Source organism: Streptomyces sp. E-08 (assembly GCF_049913095.1).
Taxonomy (GTDB): Bacteria; Actinomycetota; Actinomycetes; order Streptomycetales; family Streptomycetaceae; genus Streptomyces.
The window spans coordinates 1,524,935-1,542,721 of record NZ_CP183971.1 but is presented as its reverse complement, the minus strand read 5'-3'; the positions used below and the strand labels follow the sequence as shown (position 1 = coordinate 1,542,721).

At 66.3% G+C, this 17,787-nt stretch carries 11 protein-coding genes and 3 rRNA genes; 12 read left to right on the top strand and 2 right to left on the bottom strand.

Annotated features, from left to right (window positions below; genetic code table 11):
- Window positions 1–9 precede the first annotated feature (9 nt).
- Together ACN9MM_RS07035 and ACN9MM_RS07030 are read left to right on the top strand one after the other, a co-directional pair.
- The gene (locus ACN9MM_RS07035; RefSeq protein WP_426362832.1) at window positions 10–1,299 is read left to right on the top strand and encodes an MFS transporter; all 1,290 of its coding nucleotides are present in this window, start codon (window positions 10–12) and stop codon (window positions 1,297–1,299) included.
- Between the two features lie 23 nt (window positions 1,300–1,322).
- The gene (locus ACN9MM_RS07030) at window positions 1,323–2,216 is read left to right on the top strand and encodes a hypothetical protein (RefSeq protein WP_426362831.1); all 894 of its coding nucleotides are present in this window, start codon (window positions 1,323–1,325) and stop codon (window positions 2,214–2,216) included.
- A 69-nt stretch (window positions 2,217–2,285) separates the two neighbouring features.
- On the opposite strand, the gene ptsP is transcribed toward ACN9MM_RS07030, so the two are convergent.
- On the bottom strand, window positions 2,286–3,956 hold the full coding sequence (ptsP, locus tag ACN9MM_RS07025; protein WP_426362830.1) for a phosphoenolpyruvate--protein phosphotransferase: 1,671 nt from the start codon (window positions 3,954–3,956) through the stop codon (window positions 2,286–2,288).
- An 80-nt stretch (window positions 3,957–4,036) separates the two neighbouring features.
- On the bottom strand, window positions 4,037–4,486 hold the full coding sequence (locus ACN9MM_RS07020) for a PTS sugar transporter subunit IIA (protein WP_426362829.1): 450 nt from the start codon (window positions 4,484–4,486) through the stop codon (window positions 4,037–4,039).
- Between the two features lie 667 nt (window positions 4,487–5,153).
- Here ACN9MM_RS07020 and ACN9MM_RS07015 point away from each other — a divergent pair.
- The 10 genes from ACN9MM_RS07015 to ACN9MM_RS06970 all read left to right on the top strand — a co-directional run bounded on the left by ACN9MM_RS07015 (window position 5,154) and on the right by ACN9MM_RS06970 (window position 17,746).
- Window positions 5,154–6,679, top strand: a 16S ribosomal RNA gene (locus ACN9MM_RS07015).
- Window positions 6,680–6,965: 286 nt separating this feature from the next.
- A 23S ribosomal RNA gene (locus ACN9MM_RS07010) occupies window positions 6,966–10,085 on the top strand.
- A 72-nt stretch (window positions 10,086–10,157) separates the two neighbouring features.
- Window positions 10,158–10,274: ribosomal RNA gene (gene rrf, locus ACN9MM_RS07005) — 5S ribosomal RNA — on the top strand.
- Together the 16S, 23S and 5S rRNA genes form the textbook arrangement of a ribosomal RNA operon.
- A gap of 149 nt (window positions 10,275–10,423) precedes the next feature.
- Complete coding sequence (locus ACN9MM_RS07000) at window positions 10,424–11,032, top strand: CDP-alcohol phosphatidyltransferase family protein (RefSeq protein WP_382872932.1); 609 nt, start codon at window positions 10,424–10,426, stop codon at window positions 11,030–11,032.
- A gap of 116 nt (window positions 11,033–11,148) precedes the next feature.
- Window positions 11,149–13,644, top strand: a complete 2,496-nt coding sequence (locus ACN9MM_RS06995) for a sugar phosphate nucleotidyltransferase (protein ID WP_426362828.1) — start codon at window positions 11,149–11,151, stop codon at window positions 13,642–13,644.
- Between the two features lie 101 nt (window positions 13,645–13,745).
- Window positions 13,746–14,675, top strand: coding sequence for a DUF881 domain-containing protein (locus tag ACN9MM_RS06990; RefSeq protein ID WP_426362827.1), 930 nt, complete (start codon window positions 13,746–13,748; stop codon window positions 14,673–14,675).
- Window positions 14,672–15,004 carry a small basic family protein gene (locus tag ACN9MM_RS06985; RefSeq protein ID WP_015032176.1) on the top strand — a complete coding sequence of 111 codons (333 nt, stop codon included), beginning with the start codon at window positions 14,672–14,674 and terminating at the stop codon, window positions 15,002–15,004. The genes ACN9MM_RS06990 and ACN9MM_RS06985 overlap by 4 nt, the downstream gene beginning before the upstream one ends.
- A gap of 5 nt (window positions 15,005–15,009) precedes the next feature.
- Complete coding sequence (locus tag ACN9MM_RS06980) at window positions 15,010–15,945, top strand: DUF881 domain-containing protein (protein WP_426362826.1); 936 nt, start codon at window positions 15,010–15,012, stop codon at window positions 15,943–15,945.
- 60 nt (window positions 15,946–16,005) lie between these two features.
- A complete protein-coding gene (locus ACN9MM_RS06975; protein WP_426368691.1) occupies window positions 16,006–16,968 on the top strand; it encodes an FHA domain-containing protein in 963 nt (320 codons plus the stop codon).
- Between the two features lie 31 nt (window positions 16,969–16,999).
- On the top strand, window positions 17,000–17,746 hold the full coding sequence (locus ACN9MM_RS06970) for a MerR family transcriptional regulator (RefSeq protein WP_426362825.1): 747 nt from the start codon (window positions 17,000–17,002) through the stop codon (window positions 17,744–17,746).
- Window positions 17,747–17,787 lie beyond the last annotated feature (41 nt).

Sequence of the window (17,787 nt, the reverse complement as noted above, 5' to 3'; positions counted from 1 at the left end):
GGGGGACCCATGAGCCGCAGCACCACCCGACCCGACCGACCGCCCTTCAAGGACCGCATCCCCGGCGGCACCGACGGCCGCCGCATGCTCCTCATCGGCTTCATCGACAAGTGCGGCACCGGACTCTGGTCCACGGCCATGGCCCTCTACTTCACCTACGTCACCGGCCTCGGCCTCGGCCAGGTCGGCCTCCTCATCGCCCTCTCCGGAGCCGCGGGCATCGCCGGCGCCCCGCTCGGGGGCCGACTCGCCGACCGCTTCCCCCTCGTCCGCGTCATCATCTGCACCCAGCTCCTCCGCGCCGCCGCCCTCCTCGCCCTCCTCACCACCGACAACTACCTCCTGCTCGTCCTCTTCTCCGCCGCCGGCGCCCTCCCCGACCGCGCCACCAACGTCCTCACCAAGCTCTACGCCGCCCGCGTCGCCGGCCCCGACCGCGTCCGCTACCAGGCCATCAACCGCACCACCTCCAACATCGGCTGGACCCTCGGCGGACTCGGCGCCGCCGCCGCACTCGCCGTCGGCTCCACCACCGCCTTCCACCTCCTGCTCGTGGGCGACGCGCTGTCCTACCTCGTGATGGCCGCCCTCACCCTCCGCTGTGCGGAACCCCCCGCCCCCGCGGCCTCCCGAGTCGCCGCCGCCTCCACCGACCCGGCCCCCACGACCAAGCCCTCCAACCCCTGGCGCGACCGCGGCTTCCTCGCCTTCACCACCGGCGAGGCCGTCTTCTTCCTCCACGACTCGATCCTCCAGGTCGCCCTGCCGCTCTGGATCGTCCACGCCACCGACGCCCCCGTCGGCCTCGCGCCGCTCCTGATGGTCGTCAACAGCGCCCTCGTCGTCCTCTTCCAGGTCCCGCTCTCCCGCTTCGGCACCACCACCGACGCCGCCCGCCGCCTCTTCGGCCCCCTCGCCGGCCTCTTCACCGTCGGCACTCTCGCCCTCGCCGTCTCCGCCGTGGACGGCGGCACCCTCGCGATCACCGCCCTCGTCACGGCCACCGTCGCCCTGACCTTCGCCGAGATGATCCACACCATCGTGTCCTGGGAGATCTCCGTGGCCCTCGCGCCCGACGACGCCCAGGGCGCCTACCTCGGAGTCCACGGCCTCGCCCAGTCCACCCAGCGCTTCGCGGGCCCCCTCCTCATGACCGGCCTCGTCTCCGCGGGCCCCCTCGCATGGCCCCTCCTCGGCGCCGCCCTGGTCGCCACCACCGCCGCCCAGAACCGGCTCGTCCGCCGACGCCTCACCGAACCGTCACTGTCAGTGCCGAAGGTTACGGTGAGTGAGCACTGATCGGAGCGTCACCAGGGGGAGACATGACACGCACCGGAACCACCACCGCACACCTCCGCCGCGCCCTGCGCCGCGAGGTCCCCAGCACCGTCGGCCTCCTCGCCGACGAGCAGGACTTCGCCGCCATGCGCCGGTACCGCACCTTCGCCTTCGACGACCACGCCACTTACCTCCGGCAGGTCGAAGCCCTCCTCAGGACCCTCGCCACCCAGGGCGGCCACACCACCGTCACCCTCTTCGACCCCGAGGAGTACGCGGCCTGGTGCGCCGAGACCGGCACCGACCCCGACCACCCCACGAGCCGCAGCCACTTCACCGCCCACCTGGCCGCCACCGGCGCCCGCGTCACCTACACCGGCCAGCCCCTCACCACCCTCCTCCCCGAGCTCGTCGACACCGCTGTCCGCCAGGCCACCTGGGAGTACGCCACCACCGTCCTGGCCACCGCGGGCGACTGCGCCGGCTGCGGCAGGGACATCGGCACAGCCGCCTACGAGCGGGCGGCCCGCCTGCTCGCACGACTCCTCGAAGCCGCGGGCCCCGGCACCCACCACCTCGTCTGCAGCGTCCGGGCCGCCGACGACCAGCTCCTCGCCGTCCTCCACCACACGCACGGCACCACACCCCCCGAGGACGCCACAGGACCGGAGTTCACCGCCGTACTCGCCGCCGGCATCGCTCTCGCCGCACCCGGCGGCATCGTCCTGCGCACCACCACCCCCGGCACCCCCGACCGGCTCCACGGCTGGCGCCTCACCCTCAGCACCCTGACCCCCCTCACCGAGGCCGAGGTCTTCGCCGCCTACTGCACCGACGCGCGCACCGGCGAACCGCTCTCCCCGGAACCGGGCGTCGAGTACCGCGCCGGCCACCCCCTCGCCCCCGACCCCGACGACGACTGGACCACCCACCACTGATCCCGGACACGAGGAAGGGGCTCCCCGCCACCAGGTGACGGAAAGCCCCTTCATCGAGCACCTCGGGGATCACTCCCCGGACAGCACCGCCTGCGCGGCCAGCCGCGCCTCGTGCGCCGTGTCCGCGGCACGCGCCGCGGCCGCGGCCCGCTCGCACTGCGCCAGCGTGTACTTCGCGAGCGTCGCCCGCACGTACGGGATCGACGCCGCACCCATCGACAGGGAGGTGACCCCCAGACCGGTCAGCACACACGCGAGCAGCGGATCCGAGGCGGCCTCGCCACAGACACCACAGCTCTTGCCCTCGGCCTTGGCCGCCTCGGCGGACAGCGCCACCAGGTCGAGCAGCGCCGGCTGCCACGGGTCCTGCAGCCGGGACACCGCACCGACCTGACGGTCGGCCGCGAAGGTGTACTGCGCCAGGTCGTTCGTGCCGAGCGACAGGAACTCGACCTCCTGCAGGATCGAGCGCGCCCGCAGCGCGGCCGAGGGAATCTCGACCATCGCACCGAACTTCGCCCGCAGCCCCGCCTCACGGCACGCGTCGGCGAACGCCTTCGCGTCCGTACGGTCGGCCACCATCGGAGCCATGACCTCGAGGTACACCGGCAGCCCCTCGGCCGCCTTCGCCAGCGCGGTCAGCTGCGTCCGCAGCACCTCCGGGTGGTCGAGCAGCGACCGCAGACCCCGCACACCGAGCGCCGGGTTCGGCTCGTCCACCGGCGTCAGGAAGTCCAGCGGCTTGTCGGCGCCCGCGTCGAGCACCCGCACGACCACACGGCCCTCGGGGAACGCCTCCAGCACCTTGCGGTACGCCTCGAACTGCTTCTCCTCGGACGGCGCCTTCTTGCTGTCGTCCAGGAAGAGGAACTCCGTACGGAACAGACCGACGCCCTCGGCACCGGCCTCTACCGCCGCCGGCACGTCCGCGGGACCGCCGACGTTCGCGAGCAGCGGCACCTTGTGACCGTCGGAGGTCGCGCCCGGACCACTGGACGTGGCCAGCGCGGCCTTGCGCTCGGCGGCCGCCTTCGTCAGCTCCGCCTTCTTCTCCTCGCTCGGGTCCACGAAGAGCTCACCGGTGGAACCGTCGACCGCGATGAGCGTGCCCTCGGCCAGCTCACCCGCGCCCGGCAGAGCCACGATGGCCGGCACGCCCAGCGCCCGCGCGAGGATCGCGCTGTGGCTGGTCGGACCGCCCTCCTCCGTGACGAACCCGAGCACCAGCGTCGGGTCGAGCAGCGCCGTGTCGGCGGGCGCCAGATCCCGCGCGATCAGTACGTACGGCTCGTCGCTGTCCGGCACACCCGGCATCGGCACGCCGAGCAGCCGCGCCACGATCCGGTTCCGCACGTCGTCCAGGTCCGCGACCCGGCCCGCCATGTACTCGCCGGCCCCGGCGAGCAGCTCGCGATAGTGCGAGAAGGCGTCGTAGATACCGCGCTCGGCCGTGCTGCCGACCGCGATCCGGCGGTCGACGTCGGCGATGAGCTCCGGGTCCTGGGCGATCATCGCCTGGGCCTCCAGCACCGCCTGGGCCTCACCACCGGCCAGGTTGCCCCGGGCATTGAGGTCCGCGGCCACAGCCTCGACGGCCTGGCGGGCGCGCCCCTGTTCGCGCTCCGCCTCGTCCGCCGGGATCTGCTTGGCCGGCGGCTCCAGGACCGCCGTACCCATGTGCCGGACCTCGCCGATCGCCACTCCGTGGCTGACGCCGACGCCTCGCAGCGTTGTCTCCATCTCACCCGTCTCCGATTGAGCGACGGCCCCGGCCGCCGCGTTGAATGTCGAACTCGCGGTCGTCACGAGGACGGACCGGCTCAGCGCCAGCCGAAGAGCACGTCGTCGGCCTTCACGTCGCCGTCCTCGACGAGGTCGTACAGCGAGTCCGCACCGGCCTCCAGGGCCACGACGGGACAGATGGGGGACTTGCCGGCGGCCTCGACCGCGGCGGGGTTCCACCGGACGACGGCCTGTCCGCGCGTCACCCGGTCACCCTTGTTCGCGAGCAGCTCGAAGCCCTCGCCGTTGAGCTGGACGGTGTCGATGCCGAGGTGGACCAGCACACCGTGTCCTTCGTCGTCCACGACGACGAAGGCGTGCGGGTGCATGGAGACGATGACCCCGTCGAGAGGGGAGACGGCCTCCGAGGGCTCACGTACGGGATCGATGGCGGTTCCGGGCCCGACCATCGCACCGGCGAAGACCGGGTCGGGAACTGCGGCGAGACCGATGGCGCGTCCAGCAAGCGGCGACGTCACGGTTGTCATGGGAAGCCTCCCAGGGGCGGAGATTGTGTGGCGCCGTCACTACCTGTCCTGGACGGCGTACTGTTCTGAAGCGTATGTCATAGGAAGTCCCGGTTCCGCACGAGACGTACCTGTTGTGCGGAGCTAGGGACTACCGGAAGGATTTGCCTCTACTGACGGTGGGATGTACTGTCGTACTCCTGCCTGACCCCAACGCGGCCTTGAGTCGCGGGTCGGCAGCACCTATCAAGCCAGATCCTAACCCCAGTGGTCTACACCTCTGCGTGCTCGCAGACGGAGTGGTCAGGGGGACCGAGAAAGCCTGGTAATGTTCAACCCCGCCGGGAACGGAAAACGCGAAAAGCGAATTCCTGCCCCAGCAGCCCGCTCCAGCGGGTGGCAGAAACGGAAATCGGATCTGCTAAGCTGGAAACGAAGGAAGCGCCCGGAGGGCCTGGAAACAGGAACGAAGGAAGCGTCCGCACCTTGAGAACTCAACAGCGTGCCAAAAATCAACGCCAGATTAGTTGATACCCCGTCCATCTTCGGATGGCGAGGTTCCTTTGAAAGTCCTGCTGGCCCTTGTGGCGAGTAGGCAACATACACAGCGAGGACGCTGTGGACGGTCGGCCATATTCCGGCATGACTGTCCCGCTCAACGCGAGTGTCACCCGATTACGGGTAAACATTCACGGAGAGTTTGATCCTGGCTCAGGACGAACGCTGGCGGCGTGCTTAACACATGCAAGTCGAACGATGAAGCCCTTCGGGGTGGATTAGTGGCGAACGGGTGAGTAACACGTGGGCAATCTGCCCTTCACTCTGGGACAAGCCCTGGAAACGGGGTCTAATACCGGATAACACCGGCTTCCGCATGGGAGCTGGTTAAAAGCTCCGGCGGTGAAGGATGAGCCCGCGGCCTATCAGCTTGTTGGTGGGGTAATGGCCTACCAAGGCGACGACGGGTAGCCGGCCTGAGAGGGCGACCGGCCACACTGGGACTGAGACACGGCCCAGACTCCTACGGGAGGCAGCAGTGGGGAATATTGCACAATGGGCGAAAGCCTGATGCAGCGACGCCGCGTGAGGGATGACGGCCTTCGGGTTGTAAACCTCTTTCAGCAGGGAAGAAGCGAAAGTGACGGTACCTGCAGAAGAAGCGCCGGCTAACTACGTGCCAGCAGCCGCGGTAATACGTAGGGCGCAAGCGTTGTCCGGAATTATTGGGCGTAAAGAGCTCGTAGGCGGCTTGTCACGTCGGGTGTGAAAGCCCGGGGCTTAACCCCGGGTCTGCATCCGATACGGGCAGGCTAGAGTGTGGTAGGGGAGATCGGAATTCCTGGTGTAGCGGTGAAATGCGCAGATATCAGGAGGAACACCGGTGGCGAAGGCGGATCTCTGGGCCATTACTGACGCTGAGGAGCGAAAGCGTGGGGAGCGAACAGGATTAGATACCCTGGTAGTCCACGCCGTAAACGTTGGGAACTAGGTGTTGGCGACATTCCACGTCGTCGGTGCCGCAGCTAACGCATTAAGTTCCCCGCCTGGGGAGTACGGCCGCAAGGCTAAAACTCAAAGGAATTGACGGGGGCCCGCACAAGCAGCGGAGCATGTGGCTTAATTCGACGCAACGCGAAGAACCTTACCAAGGCTTGACATATACCGGAAAGCATTAGAGATAGTGCCCCCCTTGTGGTCGGTATACAGGTGGTGCATGGCTGTCGTCAGCTCGTGTCGTGAGATGTTGGGTTAAGTCCCGCAACGAGCGCAACCCTTGTCCTGTGTTGCCAGCATGCCCTTCGGGGTGATGGGGACTCACAGGAGACCGCCGGGGTCAACTCGGAGGAAGGTGGGGACGACGTCAAGTCATCATGCCCCTTATGTCTTGGGCTGCACACGTGCTACAATGGCCGGTACAAAGAGCTGCGATGCCGCGAGGCGGAGCGAATCTCAAAAAGCCGGTCTCAGTTCGGATTGGGGTCTGCAACTCGACCCCATGAAGTCGGAGTTGCTAGTAATCGCAGATCAGCATTGCTGCGGTGAATACGTTCCCGGGCCTTGTACACACCGCCCGTCACGTCACGAAAGTCGGTAACACCCGAAGCCGGTGGCCCAACCCCTTGTGGGAGGGAGCTGTCGAAGGTGGGACTGGCGATTGGGACGAAGTCGTAACAAGGTAGCCGTACCGGAAGGTGCGGCTGGATCACCTCCTTTCTAAGGAGCACAGTACCGATTGCAGGCAAACGTTCTGCACGGTCAGCTCATGGGTGGAACGTTGATTAGTTGGCACAGTCAGTGACGCGAGATCGTTAGTACTGCTTCGGCGTGGAAAACGGGATTCGAGGAACGGACTGTGCTTGGCACGTTGTTGGGTGTCTGAGGGTACGGCCGTAAGGTTCGTATCTTCGAGGATGCCGGCCCCAGTAAAGCATCGCTTTGGCGGTGTGTGATGGGTGGCTGGTCGTTGTTTGAGAACTACACAGTGGACGCGAGCATCTGTGGCCAAGTTTTTAAGGGCGCACGGTGGATGCCTTGGCACCAGGAACCGATGAAGGACGTGGGAGGCCACGATAGTCCCCGGGGAGCCGTCAACCAGGCTTTGATCCGGGGGTTTCCGAATGGGGAAACCCGGCAGTCGTCATGGGCTGTCACCCATGCCTGAACACATAGGGCATGTGGAGGGAACGAGGGGAAGTGAAACATCTCAGTACCCTCAGGAAGAGAAAACAACCGTGATTCCGGGAGTAGTGGCGAGCGAAACCGGATGAGGCCAAACCGTATGCGTGTGATACCCGGCAGGGGTTGCGCATGCGGGGTTGTGGGATCTCTCTTTCACAGTCTGCCGGCTGTGAGACGAGTCAGAAACCGTATGGATAGGCGAAGGACATGCGAAAGGTCCGGCGTAGAGGGTAAGACCCCCGTAGCTGAAATCTGTACGGCTCGTTTGAGAGACACCCAAGTAGCACGGGGCCCGAGAAATCCCGTGTGAATCTGGCGGGACCACCCGCTAAGCCTAAATATTCCCTGGTGACCGATAGCGGATAGTACCGTGAGGGAATGGTGAAAAGTACCGCGGGAGCGGAGTGAAATAGTACCTGAAACCGTGTGCCTACAAGCCGTGGGAGCGTCGGATACAGCTTGCTGTATCTCGTGACTGCGTGCCTTTTGAAGAATGAGCCTGCGAGTTTGCGGTGTGTTGCGAGGTTAACCCGTGTGGGGAAGCCGTAGCGAAAGCGAGTCCGAATAGGGCGATTCAGTAGCACGCTCAAGACCCGAAGCGGAGTGATCTAGCCATGGGCAGGTTGAAGCGGAGGTAAGACTTCGTGGAGGACCGAACCCACCAGGGTTGAAAACCTGGGGGATGACCTGTGGTTAGGGGTGAAAGGCCAATCAAACTCCGTAATAGCTGGTTCTCCCCGAAATGCATTTAGGTGCAGCGTCGTGTGTTTCTTGCCGGAGGTAGAGCACTGGATAGGCGATGGGCCCTACCGGGTTACTGACCTTAGCCAAACTCCGAATGCCGGTAAGTGAGAGCGCGGCAGTGAGACTGTGGGGGATAAGCTCCATGGTCGAGAGGGAAACAGCCCAGAGCATCGACTAAGGCCCCTAAGCGTACGCTAAGTGGGAAAGGATGTGGAGTCGCAGAGACAACCAGGAGGTTGGCTTAGAAGCAGCCACCCTTGAAAGAGTGCGTAATAGCTCACTGGTCAAGTGATTCCGCGCCGACAATGTAGCGGGGCTCAAGCGTACCGCCGAAGTCGTGTCATTGCAGTACATACCCCCAACGGGGACTGTGATGGGTAGGGGAGCGTCGTGTGCCGGGTGAAGCAGCCGCGGAAGCGAGTTGTGGACGGTTCACGAGTGAGAATGCAGGCATGAGTAGCGATACACACGTGAGAAACGTGTGCGCCGATTGACTAAGGGTTCCTGGGTCAAGCTGATCTGCCCAGGGTAAGTCGGGACCTAAGGCGAGGCCGACAGGCGTAGTCGATGGACAACCGGTTGATATTCCGGTACCCGCTTTGAAACGCCCAATATCGAGCCCATTAATGCTAAGGCCGTGAAGCCGTTCCGGACCCTTCGGGGAAAGGAAAGTGGTGGAGCCGTCGACCCAAGGTGGTAGTAGGTAAGCGATGGGGTGACGCAGGAAGGTAGTCCAGCCCGGGCGGTGGTTGTCCCGGGGTAAGGGTGTAGGGCGTGTGATAGGCAAATCCGTCACGCATTAAGCCTGAGACCTGATGCCGAGCCGATTGTGGTGAAGTGGATGATCCTATGCTGTCGAGAAAAGCCTCTAGCGAGTTTCATGGCGGCCCGTACCCTAAACCGACTCAGGTGGTCAGGTAGAGAATACCGAGGCGTTCGGGTGAACTATGGTTAAGGAACTCGGCAAAATGCCCCCGTAACTTCGGGAGAAGGGGGGCCACGTCTGGTGATCGGATTTACTCCGTGAGCTGGGGGTGGCCGCAGAGACCAGCGAGAAGCGACTGTTTACTAAAAACACAGGTCCGTGCGAAGCCGTAAGGCGATGTATACGGACTGACGCCTGCCCGGTGCTGGAACGTTAAGGGGACCGGTTAGCTCTGTTTCGACAGGGCGAAGCTGAGAACTTAAGCGCCAGTAAACGGCGGTGGTAACTATAACCATCCTAAGGTAGCGAAATTCCTTGTCGGGTAAGTTCCGACCTGCACGAATGGCGTAACGACTTCTCGACTGTCTCAACCATAGGCCCGGTGAAATTGCACTACGAGTAAAGATGCTCGTTTCGCGCAGCAGGACGGAAAGACCCCGGGACCTTTACTACAGTTTGATATTGGTGTTCGGTTCGGCTTGTGTAGGATAGGTGGGAGACTTTGAAGCCGTGACGCCAGTCATGGTGGAGTCGCCGTTGAAATACCACTCTGGTCGTGCTGGATGTCTAACCTCGGTCCGTGATCCGGATCAGGGACAGTGTCTGATGGGTAGTTTAACTGGGGCGGTTGCCTCCCAAAGGGTAACGGAGGCGCCCAAAGGTTCCCTCAGCCTGGTTGGCAATCAGGTGTTGAGTGTAAGTGCACAAGGGAGCTTGACTGTGAGACCGACGGGTCGAGCAGGGACGAAAGTCGGGACTAGTGATCCGGCGGTGGCTTGTGGAAGCGCCGTCGCTCAACGGATAAAAGGTACCCCGGGGATAACAGGCTGATCTTCCCCAAGAGTCCATATCGACGGGATGGTTTGGCACCTCGATGTCGGCTCGTCGCATCCTGGGGCTGGAGTCGGTCCCAAGGGTTGGGCTGTTCGCCCATTAAAGCGGTACGCGAGCTGGGTTTAGAACGTCGTGAGACAGTTCGGTCCCTATCCGCTGTGCGCGTAGGAATATTGAGAAGGGCTGTCCCTAGTACGAGAGGACCGGGACGGACGAACCTCTGGTGTGCCAGTTGTCCTGCCAAGGGCATGGCTGGTTGGCTACGTTCGGGAGGGATAACCGCTGAAAGCATCTAAGCGGGAAGCCTGCTTCGAGATGAGTATTCCCACCTCCTTGAGAGGGTAAGGCTCCCAGTAGACGACTGGGTTGATAGGCCGGATGTGGAAGCCCAGTAATGGGTGGAGCTGACCGGTACTAATAGGCCGAGGGCTTGTCCTCAGTTGCTCGCGTCCACTGTGTTAGTTCTGAAGCAATGAACTCCCTTGCCGGTTGAGTTCAACTTCATAGAGTTTCGGTGGTCATAGCGTTAGGGAAACGCCCGGTTACATTCCGAACCCGGAAGCTAAGCCTTTCAGCGCCGATGGTACTGCAGGGGGGACCCTGTGGGAGAGTAGGACGCCGCCGAACAATTTTTAGCCTCAACCCCCGGACCATGTCCGGGGGTTGAGGCATTTTTGCGTTCTGCCGCCGGGCGGTGCCCCCTGTGCGCGGCGGTGTTGTGGCTGAGGGTAAGGTCAGGGGGCATCGTCCGTACGTTCCCAGCAGGAGGCCCCCGGGTGGAGGTCCAGGAGACTCGCGTTCAGACCGACCGGGTCCTCACCATCCCCAATATCCTGAGCATGGCTCGCCTCTTGGGCGTGCCGCTCTTCCTGTGGCTGATTCTCCGACCTGTGTTCGGCGGCCCCAACAGTGATGGCTGGGCCTTGCTCGTGCTGATGCTCAGCGGCATCAGCGACTACCTCGACGGCAAACTCGCCCGGCGCTGGAACCAGATCAGCAACCTCGGCCGACTGCTCGACCCCGCCGCCGACCGCTTGTACATCCTGTCCACTCTCGTCGGCCTCACCTGGCGGGAGATCCTTCCCCTGTGGCTGACCGCCGCGCTTCTGGCGCGCGAGGCCATGCTGCTCGTGATGGTGGCAATCCTCCGCCGGCACGGTTACCCGCCGCCGCAGGTGAACTTCCTCGGGAAAGCTGCGACTTTCAACTTGATGTACGCCTTCCCGCTGCTGCTTCTCAGTGACGGAACGGGCTGGCTCTCGTCACTCGCTGAAGTTTTCGGGTGGGCCTTCGCCGGATGGGGTACAACTCTGTATTGGTGGGCAGGGATCCTCTACGTGGTCCAGGTCCGTCGACTCGTGAAGGCGGATACCGCGGCCGATTGAGCCCGTCTGTCCTGTGTCGAGCAGCGTCGCCGGCAACAACGAGGACGTCCCAGGGCCCCTGAGCGGACAGGTGAAGTCGGCAGGACCGTCGTCTCTTCAAGGAGGACGCTTCCGACATGAAGGCCGTCGTGATGGCCGGTGGCGAAGGAACCCGACTTCGCCCCATGACCTCGAGCATGCCCAAGCCTCTTCTGCCGGTGGTGAACCGGCCGATCATGGAGCACGTCCTACGACTGCTCAAGAGACACGGTCTCAACGAGACCGTCGTCACCGTGCAGTTTCTCGCCTCCCTCGTCAGGAACTACTTCGGCGACGGAGAAGAGCTCGGGATGGAGCTCACGTATGCCAACGAGGAAAAGCCACTCGGTACAGCGGGAAGTGTGAAGAACGCCGAGGAAGCGTTGAAGGACGACGCCTTCCTCGTCATCTCGGGGGACGCGCTCACGGATTTCGATCTCTCTGATCTCATCGCCTTCCACAAGGAGAAGGGCGCCCTCGTCACGGTCTGTCTGACCCGGGTGCCCAATCCACTGGAATTCGGGATCACGATCGTCGACGAACAGGGAAAGGTCGAGCGCTTCCTGGAGAAACCCACCTGGGGGCAGGTGTTCTCGGACACCGTGAACACGGGCATCTACGTGATGGAGCCCGAGGTCTTCGACTACGTCGAGGCGGACGTTCCCGTCGACTGGTCGGGTGACGTCTTCCCGCAGCTCATGAAGGAGGGCAAGCCGATCTTCGGCTATGTCGCCGAGGGCTACTGGGAGGACGTCGGCACCCACGAGAGCTATGTGAAGGCCCAGGCGGACGTCCTGGAGGGCAAGGTCCAGGTCGACATCGACGGCTTCGAGATCTCGCCCGGCGTGTGGGTCGCGGAAGGCGCCGAGGTACATCCCGACGCCGTGCTCCGCGGACCGCTCTACATCGGTGACTACGCCAAGGTCGAGGCGGGCGCCGAGATCCGCGAGCACACCGTCATCGGCTCGAACGTGGTCGTCAAGAGCGGCGCCTTCCTGCACAAGGCGGTCATCCACGACAACGTCTACATCGGGCAGCAGTGCAATCTGCGTGGCTGTGTGATCGGGAAGAACACCGACATCATGCGGGCCGCCCGGATCGAGGACGGGGCCGTCATCGGGGACGAGTGCCTCGTCGGCGAAGAATCGATCGTGCAGGGGAACGTGCGGGTCTACCCCTTCAAGACGATCGAGGCCGGCGCCTTCGTCAACACCTCCGTCATCTGGGAGTCCCGGGGGCAGGCCCATCTCTTCGGGGCGCGCGGAGTCTCCGGCATCCTGAACGTGGAGATCACCCCGGAGCTGGCCGTCCGGCTCGCCGGGGCGTACGCGACGACCCTGAAGAAGGGGGCGACCGTCACCACCGCGCGCGATCACTCCCGGGGCGCCCGGGCGCTGAAACGGGCGGTGATCTCGGCGCTGCAGGCCAGTGCCATCGACGTACGGGACCTGGAGAACGTACCGCTGCCGGTGGCGCGGCAGCAGACCGCGCGGGGGAGCGCCGGCGGGATCATGGTGCGGACCTCGCCCGGCGTGCCCGATTCCGTCGACATCATGTTCTTCGACGAACGGGGAGCGGACCTCTCCCAGGGCGGGCAGCGGAAGCTGGACCGGGTGTTCGCGCGCCAGGAGTACCGGCGTGCCTTCCCCGGTGAGATCGGCGACCTGTCCTTCCCGGCGAGCGTCTTCGACTCGTACACCGGCTCCCTGCTGCGGAACGTCGACACCACCGGGATCGCGGAGGCCGGACTGAAGGTCGTCGTGGACGCCTCCAACGGCAGCGCCGGGCTCGTGCTGCCCAGCCTGCTCGGGCGGCTCCAGGTCGACTCGCTGACCATCAACCCCGGTCTCGACGAGTCCCGGCCCACCGAGTCGGCCGAGAGCCGGAGGGCCGGTCTCGTGCGGCTCGGGGAGATCGTGGCCTCGGCGCGGGCCGCGTTCGGGGTGCGGTTCGACCCCGTCGGCGAGCGCCTCTCGCTGGTGGACGAGCGTGGTCGGATCATCGAGGACGACCGGGCGCTCCTGGTGATGCTGGACCTGGTGGCGGCCGAACGGCGGTCCGGGCGGGTCGCGCTGCCGGTCACCACGACCCGTATCGCCGAGCAGGTCGCCGCGTACCACGGCACCCAGGTCGAGTGGACGACCACCTCGCCCGACGACCTCACGAGGGTCGGGCGCGAGGAGTCGACGATCTTCGGCGGCGACGGGCGCGGCGGGTTCATCGTGCCCGAGTTCAGCAGCGTCTTCGACGGGGCCGCCGCGTTCGTGCGGCTGATCGGTCTGGTGGCGCGGACGCAGCTCACGCTGAGCCAGATCGACGCCCGGATCCCGCGGGCGCACGTCCTGAAGAAGGACATCGCCACTCCGTGGGCCGTGAAGGGTCTCGTGATGCGCCGGGTGGTGGAGGCGGCGGGCAGCCGGTCCGTGGACACCACCGACGGAGTGCGGGTGGTGGAGGCCGACGGGCGGTGGGTGATGGTGCTGCCCGACCCCGCCGAGGCCGTCACCCATCTGTGGGCGGAGGGGCCCGACGACGCCTCCGCCCAGGCCCTGCTCGACGAGTGGGCCGAGGTGGTCGACAGCGCAGGTCGCTGACGGTACGGGTGGTTCCGGCCGGGAGGTGCCCCAGGGGTGCCTCCCGGCCGCAGGGAGGGGCCATTCGGCGGTAGGCCGTGCGACGTGCGACGATGTGCGGCATGTCGCAGCAGCCCCCCGTTCGGAGCACCGGATCACCGCCGCCGCGTCCGGACGCGTCCATGTCGCTGCTGAACAACGTGATCGACCACGCTCTCGACGACGGCTACGCCGAGGCGACCGCCCGGCGCGCGGCCGAGGGCGGCGGACTGCCCCGTAGCCTGCGGGCCAAACTCGGTGTCGCCGCGGGTCTTCTGCTCGCCGCCGTCGTGGTGACCGTCGGCGCCGCCGAGGCGCGGATCTCCGCGCCGGTCGTCGCCAAGGAGCGGCAGGACCTGATCGACCGGATCGAGAAGGAGACGTCGTCCGCCGATCAGCTGGAGAAGGACGTCGAGCGGATCCGGGACGAGGTCGGAGCGCGTCAGCGGCAGGCCCTCCAGCAGCACGGCGGCGACCAGACCGAACTCGTGGCACTCCTGTCGGGCGCGACGCCCGTGCACGGCCCCGGGGTGAAGCTCGTCGTCGACGACGCCAAGGACACCGACACCGGGGGTGGCGGACCGAGGGAGAGCGCCGGCTTCACCGACACGGGCCGGGTCCGCGACCGGGACATGCAGCGGGTGGTCAACGGGCTGTGGGAGTCGGGTGCCGAGGCCGTCGCCATCAACGGGCAGCGGCTGACGTCACTGTCCGCGATCCGCGCGGCCGGTGACGCCATACTGGTCGACAACAGGCCGCTGGTGCCGCCGTACACCGTCCTCGCGATCGGGGACGGACAGCGGCTGAGCACCGCGTTCCAGGACAGCGCTGACGGGCAGTACCTGCACGCGCTGGTGGAGAACTTCGGGATCAGGAGCAGGATCTCGGCCGAGGGCGATGTCAGCCTGCCGGCCGCGCCGAGCCTGACCGTACGTACCGCAGAGCCGAGGGGGGCCGGGGCGGCGACGCCGTCCGGTCGGGCCACGGCCGACACAGGGAAGGGCACATCGTGATCGCCGTACTGGGCCTGATCGTCGGAGTCGTGGTCGGACTGTTGGTCCGCCCCGAGGTTCCGGCGGTGGTCGAGCCCTATCTTCCGATCGCCGTGGTCGCCGCCCTCGACGCGGTCTTCGGCGGTCTGCGGGCCATGCTCGACGGGATCTTCGTCGACAAGGTCTTCGTGGTCTCGTTCCTCTCGAACGTGGTCGTGGCCGCGCTGATCGTCTTCCTCGGCGACAAGCTGGGCGTGGGCGCGCAGCTCTCGACCGGTGTGGTCGTCGTGCTCGGCATCCGTATCTTCTCCAACGCGGCCGCCATCCGGCGTCACGTGTTCCGGGCGTGAGGCCGATGAGCGAGACCCCCGAAAACCCCGAGAACCGCGAAAACCCCGAGAACCGCGAGGACTCCGGGCGGCCCAAGCCGTCCGAGGCCGGGAAGCCCGGTTCCGAGGAGCGCGAGACGCCCGAGGCGGCGAGGCCCGAGGTCGTGAGGCCCGAGACGCCGGCCGAGGAGGTCCGGGTGCCCGAGGCGCCCGTCGCTGCCGGGCAGCCGGCCGGTGCGGAGCCGAGTGGGCGGCGGAGGCTCTTCTCCGCCCTGTGGCCGCCGCGGGTGACCCGGGCCCAACTCGTCGTCGCGCTGCTGCTGTTCGTCCTCGGTCTGGGCCTGGCCATCCAGGTCTCCTCGACGAGCGAGAACAGCGCGCTCCGCGGGGCCCGTCAGGAGGACCTCGTCCGGATCCTCGACGAACTCGACGACCGCACGCAGCGCCTGGAGGACGAGAAGGCCCGGCTGGAGAAGCAGCGCACCGAGCTGGAGTCCAGCTCGGACCAGGCCGAGGAGGCGCGCAAGCAGACCCAGGAGAAGGAGCGGCAGCTCGGGATCCTGGCCGGCAGCGTCGCCGCCGAGGGGCCGGGCATCACCCTCACCGTCGGCGATCCGACCGGGGCGGTCGAGTCCGACATGCTGCTCGACGCCATCCAGGAGCTGCGCGCGGCGGGCGCCGAGGCGATCCAGGTCAACGGTGTCCGGGTGGTGGCGGACAGTTATTTCACCGGTAGCGGTGATGACATGCGGATCGATGGAACGAAGGTGGCCGCTCCGTACGTCTTCAAGGTCATCGGCAAGCCGGAGGATCTCGAGCCCGCGCTCAACATCCCCGGCGGTGTCGTGCAGACCCTGGAGAAGGAGCAGGCCACAGCCACGGTGGAGCGGTCGGCGAAGATCGTCGTCGACGCCTTGCGACCCGCGAAGCGGCCTGACTACGCTCAGTCGTCGTCCCAGTGAGCGGGGGACGAAGGGGGTCCCGCGACAAGGGCAAGACGTTGCGGGGGGTCGGCGCACCACATCGGTGGTGCGTGGTGGAAACTGTCCGGGGGATACGGACGTTGTGAAGGTGTCCGGGTCGGCAGGTGTGAAGGATTTCGGTTCGTCCTGCCCCACGGGCGGGTCTGTTTCGGTCAAGGGGAATCGCCCGTGAAGTTGTTTGCGAAGTTGTTCGGCAAGAGCGCACGCGAGGACGGCGGCAACGCCAGGCACGCCGCGCCGCGCCACGCCCAGAGCGAGGAGCAGGGCGGCGAGCGCCCGCTCTTCCGTGACGAGGTCGACGGCCGGGGCGGTGACATTCCGGGCACACAGGGCGCGTCTTCTGTTGACCCCGCCGGGGCCGCCCGCATAGGTTTCGGAGAACCATCAACCTCAAGTACGGGTGGAGGGTTTACGCCCGACCCGTACGCGACACAGACCTCCGCGGGGCAGCCGCGGCAGGAGGATGCGTCCATGCCGGTGTGCACGAGGTGCGGTCATCGCAACACGGCCGACAGCCGTTTCTGCTCCCACTGCGGCACGCCGCTGCGGGGCGGAGTCGCCCCCGAGCGTGCTTCGGAGACGACGTCGACGATCTCCATCTCGGGGCTCGAGGCGTACGACGCCGAGGTCACCGGCCAGACCTCCCTTCCGTCGCTGTCGCCCGAGGCGCTCGCCGCGGTGGAGGCACTGCCTTCGGGCTCCGCGCTCCTCGTGGTGCGCCGGGGGCCGAACTCGGGCAGCCGGTTCCTGCTCGACGGTGAGCTGACGACGGCCGGCCGTCACCCGCAGAGCGACATCTTCCTGGACGACTTCACCGTCTCCCGGCGGCATGTCGAGTTCCGGCGGGCGCAGGACGGCAGCTTCACCGTTTCCGACGTCGGCAGCCTCAACGGCACGTACGTCAACCGCGAGCCGATCGAATCGGTCGTCCTGTCCAACGGCGACGAGGTGCAGATCGGCAAGTACCGGCTGGTCTTCTACTCGAGCCAGCGAGGCGTGTGACGCCTCGGGGAAGCCCCTTCAGGGAAGGTCCATGCTGCGAACACCGACGGGCGGTGCCGGATCCGGCACCGCCACAGCGGGCGACCGGCTGGTGAGCATCGGCACGGTGCTGAACCAGCTGCGCGACGAATTTCCCGAAGTGACGATCTCCAAGATCCGGTTCCTGGAGGCCGAGGGGCTGGTCGAGCCCCGGCGTACGGCCTCCGGATACCGGAAGTTCAGCCCGCAGGACGTGGAGCGGCTCGCCCGCATCCTGCGGATGCAGCGGGACCACTATCTTCCGCTGAAGGTCATCCGAGAGCATCTCGACGCCCTTGAGCGGGGCGAGCCGATCAAGCTCCCGGCGCCCGGGCGCCGGCGGGACCTGGTCGAGGGGGCCTGGGGCGAGGACGAGGCGGATGCGCCGACCGTCGCCCGGCTCGGTCGGGCCGAGCTGATCGCCGCCGCCGACGTGACCGAGGCCGAGCTCGCCGAGTGGGAGTCGTACGGTCTGATCGCGGAGTCGGAGGGTGGCGGCTTCGACGCCGAGACCGTCACGGTCGCGCGTCTCGTCGCGGATCTGGGGAGATTCGGCCTGGAGCCCCGGCACCTGCGGGCCGTGAAAGCGGCCGCCGACCGTGAGGCGGGACTGATCGAGCAGGTGGTCGCTCCGCTGCGCCGGCACCGTAACCCGCAGACCAGGGCCCATGCGGAGGCCACCGCGCAGGAGCTCGCCGCGCAGTCGGTGCGGTTGCACGCGGCCCTCGTCCAGACCGCTCTCGGGGTCAAGCTTCAGTGACGCCGGGGCCCCGTGGAGGGGGCCTGGAGGGTGCTCGGGCA

Coding starts and splice junctions, on each gene's coding strand:
- ACN9MM_RS07035 (WP_426362832.1), top strand. CDS start 10: ATGAGCCGCAGCACCACCCGACCCGACCGACCGCCCTTCAAGGACCGC.
- ACN9MM_RS06995 (WP_426362828.1), top strand. CDS start 11,149: ATGAAGGCCGTCGTGATGGCCGGTGGCGAAGGAACCCGACTTCGCCCC.
- ptsP (WP_426362830.1), bottom strand. CDS start 3,956: ATGGAGACAACGCTGCGAGGCGTCGGCGTCAGCCACGGAGTGGCGATC.
- ACN9MM_RS06970 (WP_426362825.1), top strand. CDS start 17,000: ATGCTGCGAACACCGACGGGCGGTGCCGGATCCGGCACCGCCACAGCG.
- ACN9MM_RS06990 (WP_426362827.1), top strand. CDS start 13,746: ATGTCGCAGCAGCCCCCCGTTCGGAGCACCGGATCACCGCCGCCGCGT.
- ACN9MM_RS06980 (WP_426362826.1), top strand. CDS start 15,010: ATGAGCGAGACCCCCGAAAACCCCGAGAACCGCGAAAACCCCGAGAAC.
- ACN9MM_RS07020 (WP_426362829.1), bottom strand. CDS start 4,486: ATGACAACCGTGACGTCGCCGCTTGCTGGACGCGCCATCGGTCTCGCC.
- ACN9MM_RS07030 (WP_426362831.1), top strand. CDS start 1,323: ATGACACGCACCGGAACCACCACCGCACACCTCCGCCGCGCCCTGCGC.